Raw genomic sequence first — 22,471 nt, 5'->3', positions numbered from 1 at the left:
CTCAGGCCGGGCTCGGCGGCAGGGGCAGCGGCAGCCCCGGCAGCCCGTCGATGCTGTGCCCGATGTGCTCCTTCTTCTCGAAGTAGCGGCCGAGCGAGGCGTCGTCCTCCCGCCGGAAGCGGTCGCCGTGCAGGGTGCGCTCCTCGCGGTAATCCAGATACGGAACGGCGTAGCCACAGGTGTCCCGGATCAGCTCGGCCGTCACCACGATGACCGCCCGCAGCCCGTGCGCGTCGAGGTCCACCCCGGGAAAGTGCTCCAGCAGCGCGGTGAACCGCGGATCGTCACGGAACACCGGCTCCCCGCGGCCGTGCACCCGCACGATGTTCGGCGGGCCGTCGAAGGCGCACCACATCAGCGTGATGCGCCCGTTCTCCCGCAGATGGGCGATGGTCTCGGCGTTGCTCCCGGCGAAGTCCAGGTACGCCACGGTCCGTTCGTCGAGCACGGCGAAGGAACCGGCCAGCCCCTTCGGGGAGAGATTCACCGTGCCGTCGCCGGCCAGCGGGGCGGTGGCGGTGAAAAAGATCTTCTGCTGTTCGATGAAAGTCCGCAGCCTGCCGTCGATCCGTTCGTACACCTTTCCCATATGGCGCATTATCCGCCGGGGTCCCGGCCGCGGAGATGGTTCCATAGGTGATATGGCCGACAGAAAACGGCCCGGCATCCGTGTCCGCCGGGTGTACGAGGCGCCGGAGCCGGACGATGGCACCCGCGTCCTGGTGGACCGTATCTGGCCACGGGGCCTGGCCAAGGACGACGCCGAGCTGGACGACTGGGCCAAGGCCGCGGCCCCCTCGACCGAGCTGCGCCGCTGGTACGGCCACGAGCCCGAGCGCTATGCCGAGTTCGCCCGGCGCTACCGCGCCGAACTGGCCGAACCGGAGCGGGCCGAGGCCGTGGACCGGCTGCGGGAACGCGCCGAGGCCGGGCCGCTCACCCTCCTCACCGCCACCAAGGACCTCGACCACTCCCACGCCCCGCTGCTCGCGGACGCCGTCCGCGGCCACCGCTGACCGCGGGCGGTCCCCGCTCTACACTCCGCACAAGTCCGCCACATACCGGGCGAAGCCGGAGGTGTGCCAGGTGGCGCCGTCCGCCGTCACCACGAACGCCTCGGCGCCCGCGAGCCGTTGCAGCCACGGGCGGGCCCGTTCCGCGCCCATCGCGCAGGCCGCGGTCGCCCAGGCGTCCGCGTCGGCCAGGCTGGTGGCGATCACGGTGACCGAGGCGAGGCCCTGCGCCGGGGGAAGTCCGGTGCGCGGGTCCAGGATGTGACAGCCCCGCTCGGCCGGGCCCGAGGTCGCCACCCCCAGCTCGCCCTGTGCCTCCACGACGGTGATCAGCTCACCGCGCCGGTGCGGATCGGCCACCCCCACCCGCCACGGCCCGCCGTGCACCTGGACATCCCCGCCGCCGTTGACACATACCGATCCGGCGCCCGCCGAGACCAGCATCCGCGCCGCGCGCTCCACCGCCCACCCCTTGACCAGACCGGTCGGATCCAGCTGCCCTCCGGCAAAGCGGGCGCTGAACCAGCCGCCGCTGCGGTACTCGGCGTCCTCGCACATCCGCAGCACATCCCGGACGTCCGGATCGCACTGCGCGAGTGTCAGCTCACCCCGGGCCAGCCGGCTGATCTGGCTCTCCGGCCGGTACGGGGAGAACAGCTCGTCCACCCGGTGCAGTCCGACCACGGCCCCGTCCAGCGCGGCCTGCACCCGCGGCCGGGCCGCGTCGGGGACCTCGCGCACATCGAAGGAGAAGACGGTGCCCATGACATGTTCGACATGGCGCAGCGGTTCGTGTTCACGGCTCATCGGGATTCCTCCGTGGATACCCTGGCCTTCAGGCCGGGGAGGAAACGGACTTCTGCGGAGCAGGGCAGGGAAAGCCGAGTCGCCGTCAGGGCGATTCGGCGTGTGCCGACCAGCGACCGAAACCCTTCAATCACATAGGAATTGATAGAGTGTGAGGCATGACGCGGCAGGTGAAGCGGGCGTTCAAGTACCGCTTCTGTCCCACGGGCGAGCAGGCGGCGGAGCTGTCGCGTACGTTCGGCTGCGTGCGTCTCGTCTACAACCGGGCGCTGGAGGAGCGCACCCGTGCCTGGTACGGCGAGCAGCGCCGCGTCTCCTACGTCCAGTCCTCCGCCGCGCTGACGGAGTGGAAGAAGACCGAGGAACTCGCCTTCCTGAACGAGGTGTCCTCCGTTCCGCTCCAGCAGGGGTTGCGCCACCTTCAGGCGGCGTTCGGGAACTTCTTCGCCAAGCGGGCCAAGTACCCCCGGTACAAGAGCCGGAAGAAGTCTCGCGCGAGTGCGGAGTACACCCGCTCCGCCTTCAAGTGGCGTGACGGGCGCCTGACGTTGGCGAAGATGACGGCGCCGCTGGACATTCGCTGGTCGCGCCCGCTCCCGGAGGGGGCGGAGCCGACCACGGTGACCGTCTCCCGTGACGCCGCGGGGCGCTGGTTCGTATCCCTGCTGTGCGAGGACACCATCGCCCCTGCCCCGGCCACGGACGCGGCGGTCGGTATCGACGCCGGGATCAGCTCGCTGGTGACCCTGTCCACCGGGGAGAAGATCACCAACCCCAGGCACGAGCGCCGCGACCGGACCCGGCTTGCGAAGGCTCAGCGGGAGCTGTCCCGCAAGGCCAAGGGCTCGAACAACCGAGAGAAGGCCCGCCGGAAGGCCGCCAGGGTCCATGCTCGGATCGCCGACCGCCGCCGGGACTTCCTGCACAAACTCACCACTCGGCTCGTCCGTGAGAACCAAACGGTCGTGATCGAGGACCTCACCGTCCGCAACCTGCTGAAGAATCACACCCTGGCGCGTGCGATCTCGGACGCGTCGTGGACGGAACTGCGCTCCATGCTGGAGTACAAGTGCGCCTGGTACGGGCGCGAACTCGTGGTGATCGACCGCTGGTTCCCCAGCTCGAAGCTGTGCGGGGCCTGCGGCACGGTCCGCGAGAAGCTGCCGCTGAACGTCCGTGAGTGGACGTGCGACTGCGGCACCGTGCATGACCGTGACGTGAACGCGGCACGCAACATCCTGGCCGCCGGGCTGGCGGCGTCTGCCTGTGGAGACGGTGTAAGACCTCAACGGGAGTCCTCCCGGACGGGGCGGTCGTCGGTGAAACAGGAACCCCAGCGGGTGACCGCTGGAATCCCCCGCCTTTAGGCGGGGGAGGAAGTCAATTGACACCTGCCTTGTCGAGTGCGCTCTGAAGCGAGGTGGCGTACCCCTGACTGGTGTAGGTGGCACCGGAGACGGTGTCCACCTTCGCCGCGGTCACCGCCTGCTGGTTCAGCTTGGGTACGGCGTTCTTGGCGATCTGTACGCTCTGCGGCTCGGAGTCGGGGGTCTTGACCGCCTGCGCTGCGGTGATCTTCGTCCCGCTGAGGGTGAGGCTCACCTGCACCGGCCCGTACTGGGTCCGGGCCTCGTCCCCGGTGACGGTCCGGGTGCCCGCGCCACCGCCGCCCGCCCTCCCGCCGCCCGCGCCACCGCCGTCCGCCGGTGCGGTGGCGGCGGCCGGTGGCGCCTGCCCCGCTCCGGGCTGGGCGACGGTCTCCCCGCCCGAACCGGGCTGCTTCAGGGCGAGCAGCGCCACCACACCGGCGACGGTCGCGGCCGTGCCCAGGATGATGCGGCGCAGCGGATGCTTCCTCTTCATGGCTTCACCTCGGCGTTGGTCACAGCGTTCGGAACGTCAGAGCTCGAAGGATTCGTGGTGGATACGGCGGTCCGGCACCCCGGCCTCGTGCAGCGCCTCATACGCGTGCTCGGCAAGACCCGGCGGTCCGCACAGATAGACGTCGTGGTCCTCGACATCGGGCAGCAGCGACCGCAGCCGCTCCGCGGTGATCTCCGGACGGGCGCCGTCCGGGCCGTTCACCGCGTACAGCAGGTGGGCCCCGCGTTCGTTCGCGATCTGCTTCAACTCGTCCCACAGCGCCAGATCGTCCACGCTCCGGGCGCGGTACAGCAGGGTGAGATCGCTGCCCCGGCCCGGCAGCGTCTCGAACAGCGCCCGGATCGGGGTGATCCCGGCCCCACCGGCGATCATCAGCACCTTGCCGCGGCTGCGCCGCGCCGCGGTCATCGCCCCGTACGGCCCCTCCGCCCACACCCGCGTACCGGGCTCCAGCGAGGCCAGCCCGGAGCTGTGCCCGCCCACCGCCTTCACGGTGATCCGCAGCAGCTCGGGCCGGGGCGGCGCGGACAGCGAGTACGGATGCGAGCCCCAGCGCAGGCCCGGCGCCAGGAAGCGCCACCGGAAGAACTGCCCCGCCTCGGCGCCGAGTCGGTGCAGGCGATGCCCCTTGATCAGCACCGACACCATCCCGGGCGCCTCCGGCACCACGGCCTCCACCCGCATCCGGTGCATCAGGTTCAGCTTCAGCGGCATCAGCAGCCGGTACCAGACGACCAGCGCGGTGACCGTGCCGTACAGCGCGTACCACGCGGTCCGGGCCATCTCGTCGCCGACGAACTCCGCACCGGTGGAGAGCTGGTGCCAGAACGTCAGGAACACCGCGGCGTAGGTGAGCAGATGCAGGTAGTACCAGAACTCGTAGGAGACCCGGCGCCGCACCATCCCCGCCGAGACCAGCCCGATCACCACCAGGGTCACGGTGCCGATGACGGCCTCGATCATGTCGGGGAAGTCCGTCACCACGGTCACGGCCTGCTCGACCAGCCCGGTGCCCGCCTGCTCGGCGTACCCGGCGACGATCAGCCCCACATGGGCCAGGATCAGGCACAGCGCATACCGCCCGCTCATCGCGTGCCACCGCGCCACCCGGTCCGACCCCACCCGCCGCTCCAAGGCGGGTACGCGTGCCATCAGCAGCACCACCAGCGCCAGTACGTACCCCGCGAGCAGCCCGCTGAGCCGCCCGGCCCCGGTGAGCCACTGGGTGGTGCCCTCGACGTTGGGGGTGTTCTGCCACCACAACGACAGCACCGCCGCGGCCCCCACCCAGCTCAGCACGAGCAGCGGCACGGCGGGCGAACGGCGCGGCTGGATCCGGCGCATCGCCTGCCGCCGCCCGGCCCGGCTGTTGAGTAGCGTCGTCACGGCCTGTCCCCTTCGCATAAGAGCTCCGGCGAAGGGGGATACGGCTGGGGGAGCGGACTGTCTCAATGACCGCCGAGATTCACCGGGTCGGGCCCGCTGCTTTCCTGGCCCGAGCCCTGCCGAGGAACCACGCGATCAGGCCCGTCAGCACGGCAACCCCGACCGCGTAGACCGGCAGCCACCGGGTCGTCGTGGCAGCCAGGCAGTCGGTCACGGCGTCATGGCCCTGGGCTCCCGCTCGGTTGGACCTTACGGGACTTACGAAACGCAGGAGGAGACGAACGCCGTCCAGGCGGTGGGGGAGAAGGCGAGCTGGGGTCCCTGCGTGTCTTTGGAGTCGCGTACGTGGACGGTGTGGGGGCAGGTGGCGACCTCGACGCAGTCGTCGCCGTCGCCTCCGCTGTGCGTGGATTTGCGCCAGGAGAGCGCGACTTCAACGCAGCTGTCGCCGTCGCCTCCGCTGTAGCTGCTCTTGAACCAGGCAAGCTCGGTGGTGGTCATAGCGCCCCTCGGATCTGCTTCAACAGGCTCGCGGAGTCCTCGGCGGTGAGAGCCTGTGAGCGCAGTTTGGCATACCGCATCTGGAGCACACTTACTTCTTTCCGGTCAGTGACCAACTGGCCGCTGCGTTGCACTTCGCAATACCCCAGCCATCGGTGGTCTGGGGTCTCCAGCAGTTGCATGGGCCCTTCCAGCCCGGCGTGATGCTCTTGTGCGAGCGGCATGATCTGCAACTCGACGTTGCGTAGCTCGGCGTGCTCCAGCACATGCCCGATGAGCTCTCGCATCGTGTCAGCGCCCCCTGTGCGACGCTGGAAGAGCGCCTCCTCGATGATGAAACTGAACGCCGTGTTGGGCCTGTCCCTGAGCAGGCGCTGCCGCTCTTGTCGGGCGGCGAGCTGAGTCTCGATCTGCTCGTCGGCCAGTGGCGGCACCCTGTTGTGGAACACCGCCCGCGCATACGCCTCCGTCTGCAACAGGCCCGGCACGACCCGGCACTCATACGTGCAGAGGCTGATCGCCTGCTCCTCCAGCCCCGCCCACTGCCGGAACCAGGACGCCAAGCCCTTCCGCCGCGCCAAGTGCTTCGCCGCCGCCCGCAGCACACCGAACGCGTCGAGCACATCCTCCGCCCGCTCGACGAAGTCCTGCTGCGGAAACCGCCGCCCCTGCTCGATCGAGGCGACGGTCTGCGCCGAATACTGCACCAGCGGGGCCAGTTCCTCCTGGGTAAGGCCCGCCCGTTCTCGGAAGACCTTGACCACGGCCCCGAATGCCCGCAGGCCGTCCGAAGGCTCCGGTTCGCTGTTGTTCGCGCTTTCCGCCATCTCGGCCACCTCCGGTGCGCGCTGTCCTGAGCCTGACTATCTGCTCAACGCGCCCAGGGGCGGGGTCGGTTACGCGTACAGTCGGATCAGCCGTACCCGTACGGCCCCTTCCCGTACGCGCCGCTGACCTGGTTCGACCCGTCGGGCAACCGGCCGTCCCGGACGGCCGCCGCCGCGATCGTCGCTGAGCGGCGTGGGCCGGGAAAAACGGTCTGGGCCGAGATCGGCTGCTGACCGCGAACGTCAGCCCCGGCGCTTGAACTCGGCCGTGGGGATCTCGACCGTGCTGCCATCCGTCAGATGGAGGGTGACGGTCTCGCCGTAGGCGTATTCATCACGTGACGCGTAGCTGTCGTCCTTGGGGCGGGTCAGCAGGATGCACTGGCCGAGGAACGGGTCGATGATCAGGTAGATCGGAACGCCGAACCGTGCGTACTGCCGCACCTTGACCGCGTAATCGTTGCCGTCGTTCTTCGCGGAGACGATCTCGACGGCGGCCAGGATGTCCTCGTACGAGTAGGGCTCGGTCGCGCCTTCCTCGAGGATCGTCACATCTGGTACTCGGGGGGATTCCCCCGGGAACTGGATCAGTACGTCGGACAGCAGGCGGGACTTGTCGATGCCCGCTGCCATTGCGGCCATCTGAACGTCGAGAATGGTCCAGCTCTGGATGCTGCTCTGCGGCGTCATGACGATCCGGCCCCCCACTACCTCGATCTTGAAGCCTTCGAACTCCGCCGCAGCGTGCTCGGCTGCCTGCCAGAGGATGTCGTCTTGCACGCTCATGCTGGCTACCTCCCCTTCAGGGCACCTGATAGCCGCATCGTAGCGCCGCCCGCCGACAGGCCCGTCCGGGCCGCGTTGACGAACCATACGGTCCAGTGCATACTTATGCCAGTCAGTGCATGGACCGTAAGGAGAAACCCGTGACCGAGCGCGTCGTACTCGCCTACTCGGGCGGCCTGGACACCTCCGTCGCCATCGGCTGGATCGCCGAGGAGACGAACGCCGAGGTCATCGCCGTCGCCGTGGATGTCGGCCAGGGAGGCGAGGACCTGGATGTCATCCGTAAGCGCGCGCTCGCCTGTGGGGCTGTCGAGGCCGAGGTCGCGGATGCCAAGGACGAGTTCGCCGATGAGTACTGCCTCCCGGCGATCAAGGCCAACGCACTGTACATGGACCGCTACCCGCTGGTGTCGGCGCTCTCCCGGCCGACGATCGTGAAGCACCTGGTCGCGGCGGCCAAGAAGCACGGTGCCAGCACCGTGGCTCACGGCTGCACCGGCAAGGGCAACGACCAGGTGCGGTTCGAGGCGGGCATCTCCTCCCTCGCCCCGGAGCTGAAGTGCATCGCGCCGGTCCGGGACTACGCCATGACCCGGGACAAGTGCATCGCCTTCTGCGAGGCGAAGGACCTGCCGATCGCCACCACCAAGAAGTCCCCCTACTCGATCGACCAGAACGTCTTCGGGCGGGCCGTGGAGACCGGCTTCCTGGAGGACATCTGGAACGCGCCGATCGAGGACGTCTACGAGTACACCTCGAACCCGGCCGACCCGCGGGAGGCCGACGAGGTCGTCATCACCTTCAAGGAGGGCGTGCCGGTCGCCATCGACGGCAAGCCGGTGACCGTTCTCCAGGCGATCCAGCAGCTCAATGAGCGGGCGGGGCTCCAGGGCGTCGGCCGGATCGACATGGTCGAGGACCGGCTCGTGGGCATCAAGTCCCGGGAGGTCTACGAGGCCCCGGGCGCCATCGCGCTGATCACCGCCCACCAGGAGCTGGAGAACGTCACCGTCGAGCGGGAGCTCGCCCGGTACAAGCGGCAGGTCGAGCAGCGCTGGGGCGAGCTGGTCTACGACGGCCTGTGGTTCTCGCCGCTGAAGCGGGCCCTGGAGGGCTTCATCAACGAGGCCAACCAGCAGGTCTCCGGTGACATCCGGATGACCCTGCACGGCGGGCGGGCCGTGGTCACCGGCCGGCGGTCCGAGCAGTCGCTGTACGACTTCAACCTGGCGACCTACGACACCGGCGACACCTTCGACCAGTCGCTCTCCAAGGGCTTCATCGAGATCTTCGGCATGTCCAGCAAGATCGCCGCCAAGCGGGACCTCCAGCAGTAGCCTCGGACCCGAGACGGTCGGACTACAGCGACAGTCGGACCCGAGACAGACCGCATGAGCCGCCTCCCCGCCCCGTCCGCGGGGAGGCGGTCGCACACCCACAGCCTTGAGGAGCAACAGCGTGAGCAACGGCAACAGCGGCGACGTCCGGCTCTGGGGCGGCCGCTTCGCCGACGGGCCGTCCGAGGCACTGGAGAAGCTCAGCGCCTCCGTGCACTTCGACTGGCGTCTGGCGCCGTACGACATCGCCGGGTCCCGCGCCCACGCCCGGGTGCTGCACACCGCCGGGCTGCTCACCGCGGACGAGCTGGCGCGGATGCTCGAGGGGCTCGACCGGCTGGAGGCTGACGTCGCCTCCGGCGACTTCACCGGCACCATCGCCGACGAGGACGTGCACACCGCCTTGGAGCGCGGACTGCTGGAGCGGCTGGGCCCCGACCTCGGCGGCAAGCTGCGCGCCGGACGGTCCCGCAACGACCAGATCGCCACCCTCTTCCGGATGTATCTGCGTGATCACGCCCGGATCATCGGCGGGCTGATCGCCGATCTCCAGAGCGCCCTGGTCGGGCTGGCCGAGGCACACCCGGATGTGGCGATGCCCGGCCGTACCCACCTCCAGCACGCGCAGCCGGTGCTCTTCGCCCACCATGTCCTCGCGCATGTCCAGGCGCTGTCGCGGAACGCCGAGCGACTGCGGCAGTGGGACGAGCGGACCGCCGTCTCGCCCTACGGCTCGGGCGCGTTGGCGGGGTCCTCGCTCGGGCTGGACCCGGAGGCCGTCGCCGCCGACCTCGGTTTCGAGCACGGCTCGTCCGCCAACTCGCTGGACGGCACCGCCTCCCGTGACTTCGTCGCCGAGTTCGCGTTCATCACCGCGATGATCGGCGTCGATCTGTCGCGGATCGCGGAGGAGATCATCATCTGGAACACGAAGGAGTTCTCCTTCGTGACCCTCCACGACGCCTTCTCCACCGGCTCGTCGATCATGCCGCAGAAGAAGAACCCGGACATCGCCGAGCTGGCGCGCGGTAAGTCCGGCCGGCTGATCGGCAACCTCACCGGGCTGCTGGCCACCCTCAAGGCGCTGCCGCTGGCGTACAACCGCGACCTCCAGGAGGACAAGGAGCCGGTCTTCGACTCCTGCGACCAGCTGGAGGTGCTGCTCCCGGCCTTCACCGGCATGATGGCCACGCTCACCGTCAACCGGGAGCGGATGGAGGAGCTGGCCCCGGCCGGGTTCTCGCTCGCCACCGACATCGCCGAATGGCTGGTCCGGCAGGGTGTGCCGTTCCGGGTGGCGCACGAGGTCGCGGGCGCCTGCGTCAAGGAGTGCGAGCTGACCGGTATCGAGCTGGACCAGCTGACCGACGAGCAGTTCGCCAAGATCTCCCCGCACCTGACGCCCGAGGTCCGCTCGGTGCTCAATGTGCCGGGCGCGCTCGCCTCGCGCAGCGGCCGCGGCGGCACCGCCCCCTCGGCGGTGGCCGTACAGCTGGCGGAGGTCAAGACGGACCTGGCCGCCCAGTACGAGTGGGCCAACGCCAAGGCTGCCGACGCCAAGGCTTAAGCGCACAATGGGCCCCATGGGCTTCTCGCGTCTCGCGGAGACCACCGCTCCCGCGGCCAGGATCGGACTCGGCCTGGCCGCGGTCGGCCGTCCCGCCTACATCACCCTCGGCCGGGACCGGGACCTCCCGGCAGAACGCACCGTCGAGGCGATGCGGCGGCGCAGCCAGGAACTGCTGGACACCGCCTACGTCCACGGAGTGCGCTATCTGGACGCCGCGCGCTCCTACGGCCGGGCGGAGGAGTTCCTCGCCGACTGGCTGGCGGACCACCCGGAGGTCCGGGACGTGGTGGTGGGCAGCAAATGGGGCTACACCTATGTCGCGGACTGGCGCACCGACGCCACCACCCACGAGGTCAAGGACCACACCACCGCCGCCTACGAACGGCAGCGCGGGCTGACCGACGCCCTGCTCGGCGACCGGCTCGACCTCTACCAGATCCACTCGCTCACCCCCGACAGCCCCGCCCTCACCGACCGCGCGCTCCACGAGCGGCTGGCCGCGCTCGCCGCCGAGGGCGTCACGATCGGGGTGTCCACCAGCGGACCGCACCAGGCCGACGCCATCCGCGCCGCGCTCGCCGTCGAGACCGATGGCGCGCCGCTGTTCCGCACCTTCCAGACCACCTACAACCTGCTGGAGCCCTCGGCCGGGGCCGCGCTCGTCGAGGCACGGGACGCGGGACGGTCGGTCATCATCAAGGAGGCCGTGGCCAACGGCCGGCTCGCCGCGCCCGAGGCGGCGCCGCCCGCGGTGCGGCAGGTCGCCGAGGAGACCGGGGTCACTCCGGACGCCGTCGCGCTCGCCGCGGTGCTGCACCGGCCGTGGGCGGATGTGGTCCTGTCCGGCGCGGCCACCATCCCCCAGCTGCGTTCCAACCTCGCCGCGGCCACCCTGCGGCTGAACGAACGCCAGCTCGCCCTGCTGGACGGGCTCGTGGAGGAGCCGGAGGCGTACTGGCGCCACCGCGCGGAGCTGCCCTGGGCCTGACCGCCCTGCTGCAAAGCCCGCCCGGCCCGGACTGCGGGGCGGCTAGGTCCTGTCCTGTCGATCTTCGTGGATCAGGCCGCGGCGTCTGGTGCCGTGGATCGCAAGGCGGAGGGTCCGTCCTCGTCCTGGGCGTACTCGGACGATCCCGACAACGCGGCGAGGCGCGGTGCCAGGCGTCGCGGGCCCGCGAAGATCGACAGGACAGGGCCTAGAGGGTGTTGAGGAAGGTGCCCACCGCGCGGGCGTACGCGCGCGGCGCGTCGTCGTGGATCCAGTGGCCGCACCCCCCGAACTCCCGCAGCCTGGTGTGCGGACGGCGGTCCGCCATCTCCCGGGCGTGACCGGGCGGCAGCAGCGGGCTGTGCTCACCGCGCATCAACAGCGCGGGACATGTCGAACCCAGCCATTCGTCCCAGAAGTCACCGCACAGGGCCCGCTGGGACTCCATCATGTGGGCCGGCTGGAACAGCAGCCGCCAGCCGCCCGCCGCGCGGTCCGGCTCCGCGCTGTCGACGAAGTACGTGGCGTCGGGGATGCCCCGGGCCTCGATCGCGGCCCGCAGCGCGTCCCGGTCCACCGCCCAGGTCGGCCACGCGGACACATCGAGCACCGGATGGGTGACCACCGGGCGGTCCGTCACCGCGCCGATGTCCTCGACGATCAGTGCGGACACCAGCTCCGGATGGCGGGCGGCCAGCGCGTAGGCCGCGACCGCGCCGGTGGAGTGGGCGACCACCGGGACGGGTCCGAGATCCAGCTCGGCCAGCAGCGCCGCGGCGTCGGCCACGTACTCGTCCAGGGTGAACGGACCACCGCCCCCGGTGAGCCCGTGCCCCCGCTGGTCGAGCGCGATCACCCGGCGGGCGGGGGCGAGCGCGGCGGCCAGCGGTGCGTACATCCGGCCGCGGCCGAAGTGGCCGTGGAGCGCGAGGACCGGGGTGCCCGGCCCGCCGAAATCGGTCACGGCGAAGCGCCGGCCCCGCAGCCGGACAAAGGCAGGGGAGGGCACGGTGGAGGTGGTCATCGGCGCACCCTAGTGGCCGTACCCGGCCGGTGGCCAGGGGGTTTGCCCTGGGGTGAAACAGGGATCCGCAGCCGTCAGGCGGCGGCCTTCGCCTTGGTGGCGTACATGTCCACATACTCCTGGCCGGAGAGCCGCATGACCTCGCTCATCACCTCGTCGGTCACCGCCCGCAGCACATACCGGTCGCGGTCCATGCCCTCGTAGCGGGTGAACTCCAGCGGCTCGCCGAAGCGCACCCCCACCCGGCCCGGCCGCGGCAGCCCCTTGCCGCCCGGCTGGATCCGGTCGGTGCCGATCATCGCGAACGGCACCACGGGGGCGCCGGTCATCAGCGCGAGCCGGGCGATACCGGTCCGGCCCCGGTAGAGACGGCCGTCGGGGGAGCGGGTGCCCTCGGGGTAGATACCGAAGACCTTGCCCTCGTCCAGCACCCGGCGGCCGGTCATCAGTGCCGCCACGCCGCCGCGACCGCCGTCCCGGTCCACCGGGATCATGCCGACACCGGTGAAGAACCAGGCCATCAGACGGCCCTTGAGCCCCTTGCCCGTCACATACTCGTCCTTGCCGATGAAGAAGACCTGACGGTCACAGACCAGCGGCAGGATCATCGAGTCGATGAAGGTGAGATGGTTCCCGGCGAGGATCACCGGGCCCGAGCCGGGAATGCGCTGTGCCCCCTCGACCCGCGGGCGGAACATCAGGCGCATCAGCGGACCGAGTACTGCCTTCAGAAACGCAAATCGGGACAACGGGTCCTCCGGTCGGGGTCATGGTCTGGTGCGTGAGGTGTACGGTCCGTCAACCCGGAACCGGACACCTGCGCCGCTTCAGGACGATACTCGCCGGTCGTACCCCGGCGCACACCGGGTTCACCCACCTGATACGCAGTGTTGACACGCGTTTCCGCTGCGTTTCCGCTGACGTCTCCCGTACATAAGGCGCTCCCGCCTACCATCGGCCCGTTCTCTGACGGTCGTTGACAGGTGTTACGGACACCAGAGCGAGGAGTGCTCATGGAGCGGGAGCAACAGCCCGGACGGCGCGCCCTCCTGGGGGCCGCGGCCCTCGGCGCGGGAGCGATGGCGCTCGGTGGCGCGGGCACGGCCGCGGCGGCCGGAACCTCCGGCGAGGCGGGTACGGCCACGGCGGGCGCGGCGAACTCCGGCGGGGTGTACGGGCTGCCGGTGCCCACCGTCATCGGCCACCGCGGGGCCAGCGGCTACCGGCCGGAACACACCCTCGGCTCGTACCAGCTCGCTCTCGACCTGGGCGCGGACGTCATCGAGCAGGACCTCGTCCCCACCAAGGACGGCCATCTGGTCTGCCGTCATGAAAACGACATCACGGCCACCACGGACGTCTCGGACCACCCCGAGTTCGCCGACCGCAAGACCACCAAGACCGTGGACGGGACCAATCTCACCGGCTGGTTCACCGAGGACTTCACCCTCGCCGAGCTGAAGACGCTGCGCGCCAAGGAGCGCATCCCGGGCACCCGCCAGCGCAACACGCTCTACGACGGCCGCTGGGAGGTGCCCAGCTTCGAAGAGGTGCTCCAGTGGGCCGAGCGGGAGGGCCGCAAGCGCGGCCGCCGGGTCTGGCTGCACGTCGAGACCAAGCACCCCACCTACTTCCGCAAGCTGGGTCTCGGCCTGGAGGAGCGGGTCGCCAAGCTGCTGCGCCGGTACGGCCGTCACAAGAAGGACTCCCCGACGTTCCTCCAGTCCTTCGAGCCCAGCAGCATCCAGCGGCTGCGCAAGCTGGTCGAAGCCCCCTCGGTGGTGCTGCTGTCCACGGTCACCAGCCGCCCCTGGGACTTCGTCGAGGCGGGCGACCCGCGCACGGTGGCCGACCTGGTCAAGCCCGAGGGGCTGAAGTGGATTGCGGGCTTCGCCCAGGGCATCGGCCCTGATCTGTCGGTGATCATCCCACGCACCCCCGACGGCAAGCTGGGTACGCCCACCAGCGTGGTCAAGGACGCGCATGCGGCGGGGCTGTTCCTGCACCCGTACACCATGCGCAACGAGAACAGCTTCCTGCCCGCCGACTTCCGCCGGGGCACGGACCCCAACGCCTACGGTGACGCCTTCGGCGCGTTCAAGGTGTACTTCGCCACCGGAATCGACGGCATCTTCTCCGACAACGCCGACACCGCCCTCCTCGCGCGGGCGGATTTCCTCGAGAAGCACTGAGCGAGCACTGAGAGAGCGCTGAGGGAGCACTGAGCGGTCCCGTACGACGGCCGCCGGGACACAGGCGTCAAGCCCCGTCCCGGCGGCCACCCGGTCGGGTGAGACGGCGGCGCAGCGGCAACCACGCCGCGACCGGCCCACGTCCCGCCCGGCATGGACCGCATAGACCTCGTGGAGGAACTGCGCCCGCTGCTGGCCGCCGAGGCGGCGGCCGAGGCGTACGCCGCCGGTGTCGAGCCCGCCGAACTGGAACAGGCCGTCTGGCTGCGGCTGCTGGAGCGCACCCAGAACACCGGCCCGCCATCGGAACCCGCCCGCTGGCTGCGCGGCGCCGTCCGCGCCGAGGTGCGCGGCGCCCGCCGCCGGGCCCGCCGCGAAGTGCCGTACGACCCGGTGGACGACGGACCGCCGGAGGGCCCCGAGCCCCGTCCCGCCGAAGAGGCCGTACTGACCGCTGAGACCCGGCGGGTACTGCGCGCGGCGGTGCGCAGGCTGCCCGGCCGCTGCCCCCGGCTGCTGGGCGCGATGCTGTCCCGTTCGGACCCGACATACCGGGAGATCGCGGGCGCGTTGGAAATGTCACAGGGCAGTCTGGGGCCGGTACGTTCCCGATGTCTGGGTTGCCTGCGCAGAATGCTCCAGGCGGAGATTGCGGCTCCTGAACCTTGGGGAAAGGAGCGTTAGACAATCGGCGCCCGGAGGCGACCGCGAACCACGCGGCGCTTCCGATCCCAGGGCCATCAACCCCGGTCGCACCCTCACCCTCACCGCGGCCGGAGGACCGAGAAAAGGGGAGGCATGCGCACATGGGCATGAGCGTGACCATCTCCGCGGCGACCGCGGACGACGCCGAGCAGATCCTCAAGCTCCAGTATCTGTGCTACCAGGGCGAGGCCGAGCTGTACGGGGACTACTCCATCGAGCCGCTGACGCAGTCGCTGGACGATCTGCGCGCCGAACTCGGTAAGGGATGCGTGCTCGTGGCCCGGCTCGGCGCGGAGGTCGTCGGCTCGGTGCGCGGTGCGGTCGACGACAAGGGCACCGCCGCCATCGGCAAGCTCATCGTCCACCCCCGGATGCAGCGCCACGGTCTGGGCGGGCGGCTGCTCGCGGCGATCGAGGCGCGGCTGAGCGAGGAGCGGGCCGCCAAGCGCTACCGCCTCTTCACCGGTCACCGCAGCGACGGCAATCTGCGGCTGTACCGCCGTAACGGCTACGCCCAGGTGGGCACCGAGGAGGTCAACCGCCGGCTGAGTGTGGTCACGCTGGAGAAGGACGCCTCGGCATCCACCTTCGCGGCCAGCGCATAGCGCTCCGCGGGACGTGCCGCGAGGCGCCGTCGTTCGTCCGCGGCCGCGTCGGATGAGACGAGGCACTGCCGGACGGGCCGGGCGGGATACCGCTCAGTCCGTCCGGCGCAGCCAGAGCAGACCGGTGACCGGCAGGAAGATCGGGATGAAGAGATAGCCCATCCCGTAGTCCGACCACACCGTCTGGTCGGGGAAGGCGGAGGGGTCGGCCAGTGTCCAGGTGCCGATGGTCAGCACCCCCACCAGCTCCGCCGCACAGCACACCATCGCCGCCCGGCGTGCCCCCTCGCCACCGCGCACCAGCGAGACGGTGATGAACGCGTAGACCGCGGCGGAGACCGCCGAGAGGATGTAGGCGAGCGGGGCCTCGTGGTACTGGGCGATCAGCTGGTAGATCGAGCGGGACGCCGCCGCGACGGTGAACACTCCGTAGAGCAGCACCAGCAGCCGCCCCGGCCCCTGGCCGAGACCGGTCCGCCGAGCCGTGGATCCCGCCGTCCGCGATGGTTCCGTGGACTCAGACGCTTCCGTGGACTCAGCCACCGATGCCTCCCCAGATGTCGTACAGCCGCACCTCGAGCACGGCCAGCACCACGGCTGCCGCCGCGACCGTCGCCGAACCCCACCGGGTCCGCTCGGCCAGCGACATGAACGCCGCGATCGGCACGGCGAGGGCGGAACCGATCAGATACGCCACGAAGATCGCCACACCCTGATCGGGCTTGTCCCCGCCCGCCAGCCGGACGATTCCGACGACCAGCTGGACGATCGCCAGCAGGGCCACCACGGCCATGCCGATGAAGTGCCAGTCCTTGGTGGGCTGGTCGCGATAGGTGGCGTAGCCGCACCAGGCGGCGAGCAAGAGCGCGGTCACACCGAGCGCGACCGTCAGCGCTGCGATCAACGGGACCTCCGTGCGGTGCGATGGCGCACACAGGGGGTGACAAGCATGGGACGACTGTAATCGCCCCTGATGACCGCGTTGTCATCGGCCCCGGGCCCGGGGCGGCCGCCGGGCCGTGGCGTTGACCACAACGGTGTCCCGTGCGGAGCGGATCGCCGATTGGGTGGTGGAGGGCCTCCCGGCCGTGTCGGCACAGGCCACCGACGGGGGAGTGGAGCTCACCGTACGGGCCTGAACGACCCCTTCCGGTTGTCCACGGGCCGGACGGCGATGTCCGCAATACGGACTCGGTTGATCGGTCGGTTCCGCTTTCTGTTTTACTTGCGGCCATGACCACGACGAGCATCCGCATCCCCGCGACCGAGGCGTTCACCACGCCCGGTGCTCGTTGTCGGTGTCGAATGTGTGACTGCTGAGGGCCCTTGTCCGAGCCTCGCGCCCCGAAGCGAGACCGCTGAGCCGGATTCCGCGCGCCAGTAACGCGCCGGACCGAGCCGCCCCGCGTCACCGGAACCCGTAGCCGCGCCGCGCGACCTCATGCCGTCGTGTCCGCTCGGCTCCCCCTGCCGCGTTCCGCAATGAACGAACCGTGCCCGGCGGCACCCCGCCGTGCACTCAACAGTGACGGAAACCCTGTGATCACCACCACGGACCTGACCAAGGTCTACCGCTCACGAGGCCGCGAGGTCACCGCCCTCGACGGCGTCGATCTGCATGTCCGCGAGGGTGAGGTGTACGGCGTCGTCGGCCAGAGCGGCGCCGGGAAGTCCACCCTCATCCGCTGCGTCAACCTCCTGGAGCGCCCCACCTCCGGCACCATCACCGTCGCCGGTCAGGACCTCACCGCGCTCGCCGGGCGCGGCCCGCGCGCCGGATCCGCGCTGCGCCAGGCGCGCAGCCGCATCGGCATGGTCTTCCAGCACTTCAACCTGCTCTCCTCGCGCACCGTGCGGGACAACGTCGAACTGCCGCTGGAGATCCTCGGCGTCTCTGGCAGGGAGCGCACCCGCAAGGCCCTGGAACTGCTCGAACTGGTCGGCCTCGGCGACAAGGCGAAGGCGTACCCCGCCCAGCTCTCCGGTGGCCAGAAGCAGCGGGTCGGTATCGCCCGCGCGCTCGCGGGCGACCCCAAGGTGCTGCTGTCGGACGAGGCGACCTCCGCGCTCGACCCCGAGACCACCCGCTCGATCCTCCAGCTGCTGCGCGATCTCAACCGTCAGCTGGGCCTGACCGTGCTGCTGATCACCCATGAGATGGACGTGGTCAAGACGATCTGCGACTCGGCCGCGCTGATGCGCGGCGGGCGGATCGTGGAGTCCGGCCGGGTCAGCGATCTGCTGGCCACTCCGGGCTCCGAGCTGGCCCATGAGCTGTTCCCGGTCGGCGGGGTGCCCTCGGCCGAGGACCGCACGGTCGTGGACGTCACCTTCCAGGGCGAGGCCGCCACCAAGCCGGTCATCTCCCAGCTGTCCCGTACCTACAACATCGACATCTCGATCCTCGGCGCCGCGATGGACACCGTCGGCGGCAACCAGGTCGGCCGGATGCGTATCGAACTGCCCGGCCGGTTCGAGGAGAACGTCGTCCCGATCGGCTTTCTGCGCGAGCAGGGGCTCCAGGTCGACGTGGCGGCGATCGCCGACGGTCCGAACACGAACACGGCCGCATCCACCCGCCAGTTGCTCAAGGAGGGCACCAAGTGACCTGGTCCGAGATGGAGCCCCTGCTGGAGCAGGCATGTTGGGACACCCTGTACATGGTCGGCTGGTCGGCGCTGATCGCGGTCGTCGGCGGACTGCCGATCGGTGTGCTGCTGGTCCTCACCGACCGGGGCGGTGTTCTTCAGAACGTGGTCGTCAACAAGGTTCTCGGCCAGATCGTGAATATCGCCCGCTCGATGCCGTTCATCATCCTGATGGTGGCCCTGATCTCCTTCACCCGCTGGATCGTGGGCACCACCATCGGGCCCGAGGCCGCGATCGTGCCCCTGGCGATCGGCGCCGTCCCCTTCTTCGCCCGGCTGGTGGAGACCTCGGTGCGCGAGGTGGACGGCGGTCTGGTCGAGGCCGTGCAGTCGATGGGCGGCTCCACCTGGACCGTTGTCCGCAAAGTGCTGCTGCCCGAGGCGCTGCCCTCGCTGATCTCCAGCGCGACCACCACCGTCGTGGCACTGCTCGGCTACTCGGCGATGGCCGGTACGGTCGGCGCCGGCGGACTGGGCGACCTCGCCATCCGCTACGGCTACCAGCGGTTCGAGACCGAGCTGATGTGGATCACGGTCGGCATCCTCGCCGTGGTGATCGCCATCGTCCAGTTCGCGGGTGATCTCGCCGCGCGCTCGCTGTCGCACCGCGGCCGCTCCTCGGCCGTCCCCCGGCTGGTACTGCCGCGCCCCGCCCGGAGCGCCCGGTCCGTTCCGACACCCGCCGCGACCGACCGAGCGACCGGCGGATCGGTCAGCGCCGAGCCCGCGGACATCGAACCCGCCAAGATCCCCTGAGCCAACTCCACCCCCACATCCCCCCACAGCCCCACCCCTCGCACCGTGCCTCCGCACCCGCGGCGGTTCCGTGCGCCCCAGAAGAAAGGCACTTTTCGTGCGTAACACCACCAAGACCGTCACCACCGCCCTCGCCGCCGGAACTCTCGCCCTCGGCCTGGCCGCCTGCGGACCGGACTCCGCCGAGAGCAAGGACGGCCCGCTCGTCGTCGCCGCGAGCCCCGTCCCGCACGCCGAGATACTCACCTACGTCAAGGACTACCTGGCCCAGAAGTCCGGCCTCAAGCTGGAGGTCAGGGAGTTCACCGACTACAACACCCCGAACCTGTCCACTCAGGACGGATCGGTCGGCGCCAACTACTTCCAGAACCAGCCATTCCTGGACGACTTCAACAAGAAGAAGGGCACCGACATCGTGCCCGTCGTCACGGTCCACCTGGAGCCGCTCGGCCTGTACTCGCACAAGGTGAAGAAGGCGGGCGACCTGAAGCAGGGCGCCACCGTCGGCCTCCCGAACGACACGGTCAACGAGGCCCGCGCGCTGAAGCTGCTGGCCGACCACAAGATCATCAAGCTCAAGGACGGCGTCGGCAACGAGGCCACCCCGAAGGACATCGCCGCCAACCCCAAGGGCCTGAAGTTCAAGGAACTGGAGGCCGCGCAGCTGCCGCGCACCCTTGACGACGTGGACGCCGCGGTCATCAACGGCAACTACGCCATCGAAGGCCACCTCAAGCCCGCCAAGGACGCCCTGGTCCTGGAGTCGCCCAAGAACAACCCCTACGGCAACTTCCTCGCCGTCAAGAAGGGCAACGAGAACGACCCGCGGGTCAAGAAGCTGGCCAAGCTGCTCACCTCGCCCGAGGTGAAGAAGTTCATCAAGGACAAGTACGCCGGCTCCGTCCTGCCCTCGTTCTGACCCAGCCCGCGTTCCGATCCCTTCCGCGTTCCGACTCCGTCCGCGTTCTGACTCCGTCCGCGTTCTGACTCCGTCCGCGCGATATCCGCGTCGAGGGAAGCGGCTCGGCTCCGCATTCCGGCCACACAACCGGATGCGGAGCCTTCCGCTTGCCACCCCGTGCTGCGATTCGCAGCGGCGATGCTGCATGCTGGGCTCTCTTGACGGCTACGGAAAATGACCCCCGATTACGGAGCGGCGCATGACATCCACCTTCCCGGACATCTCCATCAGCACCGAACGCCTGGTGCTGCGCCCGTTCGAGGAAGCGGACATACCCCCGCTCGCGGAGATGATGACCGACGAGCTGGTGGTCGCCTGGGCCAGGGCGCCCCATCCGTACACCCCGCGCGACGCCCGTGACCAGGCGCTGCGGCTCGCCCCGGCCGAACGCACCACCGGCCGCGGAATAGTCTTCGCCGTCGCCGAATTCCTCACCCAGCGACTGGTGGGAATCGTGCATCTGCGCAATACGGACTGGCGCGTTCTGGGCACCGAGGTCAGCTATATCACCGCCCCCTGGGCGCGCGGTGAGGGCTATGCCTCGGAGTCCGTGCTGGCCGTCGCCCGCTGGCTCTTCCAGGACCAGAAGTTCGAGCGACTGGAACTGCGCACCGCCGCCGACAACACCGCCGCCCAGCAGGTGGCCCAGAAGATCGGCTGTATCAGCGAGGGCGTGCTGCGCAACGCCGGGATAGCCCGCACCCAGACGGAGGACGGCGGCTGGACCGATCTGCGGACCGACCTCATCGTCTGGAGCCTGCTCGCCGAGGACCTCGACGGGGTCCCCGAATCCCTGGCCGGATCCGACGGTTTCGGCGGCTATCCCACCTACTCCGACTGGGGCTGACCCGCGCGCGGCGCGCCGGACGGCGCCCCCGGCGCACCACCCCGGCCCGTCCCCCCGCTCCAGCGGTCCGGACCAGGCGGGGTAACCTGCCCAGGCCCGTGTACCCACGTACCGGCCCGCCGAGCCGCACACCACGCCACCCCGGCGTCCGCGTCCGCGGTCGGCCGCGAACTCGCGAGCACACCCCGCGGCACCCGCCGCACCCGCCACACCCGCGGTACCCCGCACGGCGACCCGACCCACCCACACCACACCCCGGGGAGACAGACGACGATGGCCGACCGCGTCACGGTGATCGGCTGGGACGGCTCACCGCTCACGGACGTGGCCCGCTCCGCCCTCGGCGCGGCCACCCTCGTGGCCGGTGCCGCTCACCACCTGGCGCTGCCCGAAGTACCACCGGGCGCCGAACGGATCCGGCTGGGCAGTGTGGACCTCGCCGCCCGCCGTATCGCCCAGCACCGCGGCTCGCCCGTGGTACTCGCCGACGGCGACCCCGGGTTCTTCGGTGTTGTACGGGCCCTGCGCGCTCCCGAGCACGGCCTCGAGGTCGAGGTCGTGCCCGCCGTCTCCTCCGTCGCCACCGCCTTCGCCCGCGCCGGGATGCCCTGGGACGACGCCCAGGTCGTCGTGGTCGCCCACAGCCGCGATCTGCGCCGCGCCGTCAATGTCTGCCGCGCCCACACCAAGGTCGCCGTCCTCACCTCGCCCGGCGCCGGGCCCGCCGAACTGGCGCTGCTCCTCGGCCCGGTGCACCGCACCTTCGTCATCTGCGAGGGCCTGGGCACCGAGCGCGAGCAGGTGACCGTCCTGACCTCCGACAAGGTCGCCGACCACGCCTGGCGCGACCCCAATGTCGTCATCGTCATCGGCGGCTCCGGTGTCACCGCCCCGCCCGCCCGCCGGACCACCGGTGCCGCGCACGGCTCCCTCCACGGCGGCGGCTGGATCGCCGGACGCGACCCCGGCTTCCCCGGCGCCGTCCGCGGCTGGGCGCTGCCCGGCCCCGCCTACGCGACCGTGCTGGGCGAGAACGAGTCCCCGCAGCTGCGTGCCCTTCAACTCGCCCGGATCGGACCCCGGGTGGGCGACCTCGTCTGGGACATCGGCGCGGGCAGCGGCGCGGCGGCGGTGGAGACCGCGGGGTTCGGCGCCGCCGTCATCGCCGTCGACCGGGACGCGGATGCCTGTGAGCGCACCGCCACCCTCGCCCGCCGGTTCGGCGTCCAACTCCAGGTCGTCCACGGCACCGCTCCCGAGGTCCTCGAGGACCTGCCGGAGCCGGATGTGGTGCGGGTGGGCGGCGGGGGCGCGTCCGTGGTCGAAGCGTGCGCCGCGCGCCGCCCCGAACGCATCGTCACCCACGCCGCGACCCGGGACGAGGCGGAAGCCGTCGGACGGGCGTTGGAGGACGGCGGCTATGCCGTGGAGTGCGTCCTGCTCCAGTCGGTCGAGTTGGACACGCGAGGGTGGACCGAGCGCGAGCGCGCCGTCGCCTTCCTGGTCTGCGGCCACCGCCCGCACCAGTGATTTTGGCCTTGTGACGTTCGCCCCGAGCTTCGCCCTGGTGACCTTCCGCGGGCATCGCGCGGGGTAGGCTGGCGGACCGTTGTACTGCCTGTGCCGCTGCCCGG

The 22,471-nt window shown here is 70.4% G+C and carries 24 protein-coding genes; 13 read left to right on the top strand and 11 right to left on the bottom strand.

Annotation, left to right across the window (positions count from 1 at the left end; genetic code table 11):
- Position 1: 1 nt before the first annotated feature.
- Positions 2-589, bottom strand: a complete 588-nt coding sequence (locus AC4BEG_RS05580; RefSeq protein ID WP_490704792.1) for a pyridoxamine 5'-phosphate oxidase family protein — start codon at positions 587-589, stop codon at positions 2-4.
- A 52-nt stretch (positions 590-641) separates the two neighbouring features.
- Here AC4BEG_RS05580 and AC4BEG_RS05575 point away from each other — a divergent pair, with 52 nt between their 5' ends.
- Complete coding sequence (locus tag AC4BEG_RS05575; RefSeq protein WP_490704791.1) at positions 642-1,016, top strand: DUF488 domain-containing protein; 375 nt, start codon at positions 642-644, stop codon at positions 1,014-1,016.
- Positions 1,017-1,034: 18 nt separating this feature from the next.
- Here AC4BEG_RS05575 and AC4BEG_RS05570 read toward each other — a convergent pair whose 3' ends face one another.
- Entirely contained in the window at positions 1,035-1,820 is a 786-nt protein-coding gene (locus AC4BEG_RS05570) for an FAD:protein FMN transferase (protein WP_490704790.1), read from the bottom strand.
- A gap of 158 nt (positions 1,821-1,978) precedes the next feature.
- On the opposite strand from AC4BEG_RS05570, the gene AC4BEG_RS05565 reads away from it, so the two are divergent.
- Positions 1,979-3,187, top strand: coding sequence for an RNA-guided endonuclease InsQ/TnpB family protein (locus AC4BEG_RS05565; RefSeq protein WP_490704789.1), 1,209 nt, complete (start codon positions 1,979-1,981; stop codon positions 3,185-3,187).
- A gap of 13 nt (positions 3,188-3,200) precedes the next feature.
- On the opposite strand, the gene AC4BEG_RS05560 is transcribed toward AC4BEG_RS05565, so the two are convergent.
- From AC4BEG_RS05560 to AC4BEG_RS05540, 5 genes are all read right to left on the bottom strand, one after another.
- The gene (locus tag AC4BEG_RS05560) at positions 3,201-3,683 is read right to left on the bottom strand and encodes an FMN-binding protein (protein WP_490704788.1); all 483 of its coding nucleotides are present in this window, start codon (positions 3,681-3,683) and stop codon (positions 3,201-3,203) included.
- A 36-nt stretch (positions 3,684-3,719) separates the two neighbouring features.
- The gene (locus tag AC4BEG_RS05555; protein WP_490704787.1) at positions 3,720-5,108 is read right to left on the bottom strand and encodes a ferredoxin reductase family protein; all 1,389 of its coding nucleotides are present in this window, start codon (positions 5,106-5,108) and stop codon (positions 3,720-3,722) included.
- Positions 5,109-5,348: 240 nt separating this feature from the next.
- Positions 5,349-5,591, bottom strand: coding sequence for a DUF397 domain-containing protein (locus AC4BEG_RS05550; protein WP_490704786.1), 243 nt, complete (start codon positions 5,589-5,591; stop codon positions 5,349-5,351).
- Positions 5,588-6,418 (bottom strand): helix-turn-helix domain-containing protein, encoded by an 831-nt coding sequence (locus AC4BEG_RS05545; protein WP_490704785.1) that lies wholly within the window; start codon positions 6,416-6,418, stop codon positions 5,588-5,590. The genes AC4BEG_RS05550 and AC4BEG_RS05545 overlap by 4 nt, the downstream gene beginning before the upstream one ends.
- 243 nt (positions 6,419-6,661) lie before the next feature.
- Positions 6,662-7,204 carry a Uma2 family endonuclease gene (locus AC4BEG_RS05540; RefSeq protein ID WP_490704784.1) on the bottom strand — a complete coding sequence of 181 codons (543 nt, stop codon included), beginning with the start codon at positions 7,202-7,204 and terminating at the stop codon, positions 6,662-6,664.
- 140 nt (positions 7,205-7,344) lie between these two features.
- Between AC4BEG_RS05540 and AC4BEG_RS05535 the strand changes: the two genes are divergently transcribed.
- The 3 genes from AC4BEG_RS05535 (at position 7,345) to AC4BEG_RS05525 (ending at position 11,099) form a co-directional block, all read left to right on the top strand.
- The gene (locus tag AC4BEG_RS05535) at positions 7,345-8,541 is read left to right on the top strand and encodes an argininosuccinate synthase (protein WP_201872816.1); all 1,197 of its coding nucleotides are present in this window, start codon (positions 7,345-7,347) and stop codon (positions 8,539-8,541) included.
- A 121-nt stretch (positions 8,542-8,662) separates the two neighbouring features.
- On the top strand, positions 8,663-10,108 hold the full coding sequence (argH, locus tag AC4BEG_RS05530; RefSeq protein WP_490704783.1) for an argininosuccinate lyase: 1,446 nt from the start codon (positions 8,663-8,665) through the stop codon (positions 10,106-10,108).
- 16 nt (positions 10,109-10,124) lie between these two features.
- A complete protein-coding gene (locus AC4BEG_RS05525; RefSeq protein WP_490704782.1) occupies positions 10,125-11,099 on the top strand; it encodes an aldo/keto reductase in 975 nt (324 codons plus the stop codon).
- Between the two features lie 208 nt (positions 11,100-11,307).
- On the opposite strand, the gene AC4BEG_RS05520 is transcribed toward AC4BEG_RS05525, so the two are convergent.
- Positions 11,308-12,123, bottom strand: a complete 816-nt coding sequence (locus AC4BEG_RS05520; protein WP_490704781.1) for an alpha/beta fold hydrolase — start codon at positions 12,121-12,123, stop codon at positions 11,308-11,310.
- Between the two features lie 74 nt (positions 12,124-12,197).
- Positions 12,198-12,872 (bottom strand): lysophospholipid acyltransferase family protein, encoded by a 675-nt coding sequence (locus AC4BEG_RS05515; RefSeq protein ID WP_490704780.1) that lies wholly within the window; start codon positions 12,870-12,872, stop codon positions 12,198-12,200.
- 264 nt (positions 12,873-13,136) lie between these two features.
- On the opposite strand from AC4BEG_RS05515, the gene AC4BEG_RS05510 reads away from it, so the two are divergent.
- From AC4BEG_RS05510 to AC4BEG_RS05500, 3 genes are all read left to right on the top strand, one after another.
- Positions 13,137-14,315, top strand: a complete 1,179-nt coding sequence (locus AC4BEG_RS05510) for a glycerophosphodiester phosphodiesterase (protein ID WP_490704779.1) — start codon at positions 13,137-13,139, stop codon at positions 14,313-14,315.
- Positions 14,316-14,468: 153 nt separating this feature from the next.
- Entirely contained in the window at positions 14,469-14,999 is a 531-nt protein-coding gene (locus tag AC4BEG_RS05505) for a sigma-70 family RNA polymerase sigma factor (protein WP_490704778.1), read from the top strand.
- Positions 15,000-15,121: 122 nt separating this feature from the next.
- Positions 15,122-15,625: a GNAT family N-acetyltransferase gene (locus tag AC4BEG_RS05500; RefSeq protein ID WP_490704777.1), complete on the top strand. Its 504-nt coding sequence runs from the start codon at positions 15,122-15,124 to the stop codon at positions 15,623-15,625.
- A 93-nt stretch (positions 15,626-15,718) separates the two neighbouring features.
- On the opposite strand, the gene AC4BEG_RS05495 is transcribed toward AC4BEG_RS05500, so the two are convergent.
- Both AC4BEG_RS05495 and AC4BEG_RS05490 read right to left on the bottom strand, forming a co-directional pair.
- Positions 15,719-16,168: a hypothetical protein gene (locus AC4BEG_RS05495; RefSeq protein WP_490704776.1), complete on the bottom strand. Its 450-nt coding sequence runs from the start codon at positions 16,166-16,168 to the stop codon at positions 15,719-15,721.
- Positions 16,161-16,529 carry a hypothetical protein gene (locus tag AC4BEG_RS05490; protein ID WP_490704775.1) on the bottom strand — a complete coding sequence of 123 codons (369 nt, stop codon included), beginning with the start codon at positions 16,527-16,529 and terminating at the stop codon, positions 16,161-16,163. The genes AC4BEG_RS05495 and AC4BEG_RS05490 overlap by 8 nt, the downstream gene beginning before the upstream one ends.
- Positions 16,530-17,164: 635 nt before the next feature.
- Here AC4BEG_RS05490 and AC4BEG_RS05485 point away from each other — a divergent pair.
- The 5 genes from AC4BEG_RS05485 to cbiE all read left to right on the top strand — a co-directional run bounded on the left by AC4BEG_RS05485 (position 17,165) and on the right by cbiE (position 22,367).
- Positions 17,165-18,232, top strand: a complete 1,068-nt coding sequence (locus AC4BEG_RS05485; protein WP_490704774.1) for a methionine ABC transporter ATP-binding protein — start codon at positions 17,165-17,167, stop codon at positions 18,230-18,232.
- The gene (locus AC4BEG_RS05480; RefSeq protein ID WP_490704773.1) at positions 18,229-19,029 is read left to right on the top strand and encodes a methionine ABC transporter permease; all 801 of its coding nucleotides are present in this window, start codon (positions 18,229-18,231) and stop codon (positions 19,027-19,029) included. The genes AC4BEG_RS05485 and AC4BEG_RS05480 overlap by 4 nt, the downstream gene beginning before the upstream one ends.
- 97 nt (positions 19,030-19,126) lie before the next feature.
- Positions 19,127-19,948 carry a MetQ/NlpA family ABC transporter substrate-binding protein gene (locus AC4BEG_RS05475; protein ID WP_490704772.1) on the top strand — a complete coding sequence of 274 codons (822 nt, stop codon included), beginning with the start codon at positions 19,127-19,129 and terminating at the stop codon, positions 19,946-19,948.
- Between the two features lie 241 nt (positions 19,949-20,189).
- The gene (locus tag AC4BEG_RS05470; protein WP_490704771.1) at positions 20,190-20,837 is read left to right on the top strand and encodes a GNAT family N-acetyltransferase; all 648 of its coding nucleotides are present in this window, start codon (positions 20,190-20,192) and stop codon (positions 20,835-20,837) included.
- Between the two features lie 273 nt (positions 20,838-21,110).
- Positions 21,111-22,367 carry a precorrin-6y C5,15-methyltransferase (decarboxylating) subunit CbiE gene (gene cbiE / locus AC4BEG_RS05465; protein ID WP_490704770.1) on the top strand — a complete coding sequence of 419 codons (1,257 nt, stop codon included), beginning with the start codon at positions 21,111-21,113 and terminating at the stop codon, positions 22,365-22,367.
- The last annotated feature ends 104 nt before the right edge of the window (positions 22,368-22,471 follow it).

The sequence above is a fragment of the Streptomyces sp. JLBJ103 genome (assembly GCF_058215575.1).
The sequence above is the reverse complement of the archived record's forward strand: the minus strand, read 5'-3'. Positions and strand labels throughout refer to the sequence as shown.

Bases quoted from the DNA above. Each gene is read 5' to 3' on its own strand.
- AC4BEG_RS05580 (WP_490704792.1), bottom strand. From the start codon at position 589: ATGGGAAAGGTGTACGAACGGATCGACGGCAGGCTGCGGACTTTCATC.
- AC4BEG_RS05575 (WP_490704791.1), top strand. From the start codon at position 642: ATGGCCGACAGAAAACGGCCCGGCATCCGTGTCCGCCGGGTGTACGAG.
- AC4BEG_RS05570 (WP_490704790.1), bottom strand. From the start codon at position 1,820: ATGAGCCGTGAACACGAACCGCTGCGCCATGTCGAACATGTCATGGGC.
- AC4BEG_RS05565 (WP_490704789.1), top strand. From the start codon at position 1,979: ATGACGCGGCAGGTGAAGCGGGCGTTCAAGTACCGCTTCTGTCCCACG.
- AC4BEG_RS05560 (WP_490704788.1), bottom strand. From the start codon at position 3,683: ATGAAGAGGAAGCATCCGCTGCGCCGCATCATCCTGGGCACGGCCGCG.
- AC4BEG_RS05555 (WP_490704787.1), bottom strand. From the start codon at position 5,108: ATGCGAAGGGGACAGGCCGTGACGACGCTACTCAACAGCCGGGCCGGG.
- AC4BEG_RS05550 (WP_490704786.1), bottom strand. From the start codon at position 5,591: ATGACCACCACCGAGCTTGCCTGGTTCAAGAGCAGCTACAGCGGAGGC.
- AC4BEG_RS05545 (WP_490704785.1), bottom strand. From the start codon at position 6,418: ATGGCGGAAAGCGCGAACAACAGCGAACCGGAGCCTTCGGACGGCCTG.
- AC4BEG_RS05540 (WP_490704784.1), bottom strand. From the start codon at position 7,204: ATGAGCGTGCAAGACGACATCCTCTGGCAGGCAGCCGAGCACGCTGCG.
- AC4BEG_RS05525 (WP_490704782.1), top strand. From the start codon at position 10,125: ATGGGCTTCTCGCGTCTCGCGGAGACCACCGCTCCCGCGGCCAGGATC.
- AC4BEG_RS05520 (WP_490704781.1), bottom strand. From the start codon at position 12,123: ATGACCACCTCCACCGTGCCCTCCCCTGCCTTTGTCCGGCTGCGGGGC.
- AC4BEG_RS05510 (WP_490704779.1), top strand. From the start codon at position 13,137: ATGGAGCGGGAGCAACAGCCCGGACGGCGCGCCCTCCTGGGGGCCGCG.
- AC4BEG_RS05505 (WP_490704778.1), top strand. From the start codon at position 14,469: ATGGACCGCATAGACCTCGTGGAGGAACTGCGCCCGCTGCTGGCCGCC.
- AC4BEG_RS05500 (WP_490704777.1), top strand. From the start codon at position 15,122: ATGGGCATGAGCGTGACCATCTCCGCGGCGACCGCGGACGACGCCGAG.
- AC4BEG_RS05470 (WP_490704771.1), top strand. From the start codon at position 20,190: ATGACATCCACCTTCCCGGACATCTCCATCAGCACCGAACGCCTGGTG.
- cbiE (WP_490704770.1), top strand. From the start codon at position 21,111: ATGGCCGACCGCGTCACGGTGATCGGCTGGGACGGCTCACCGCTCACG.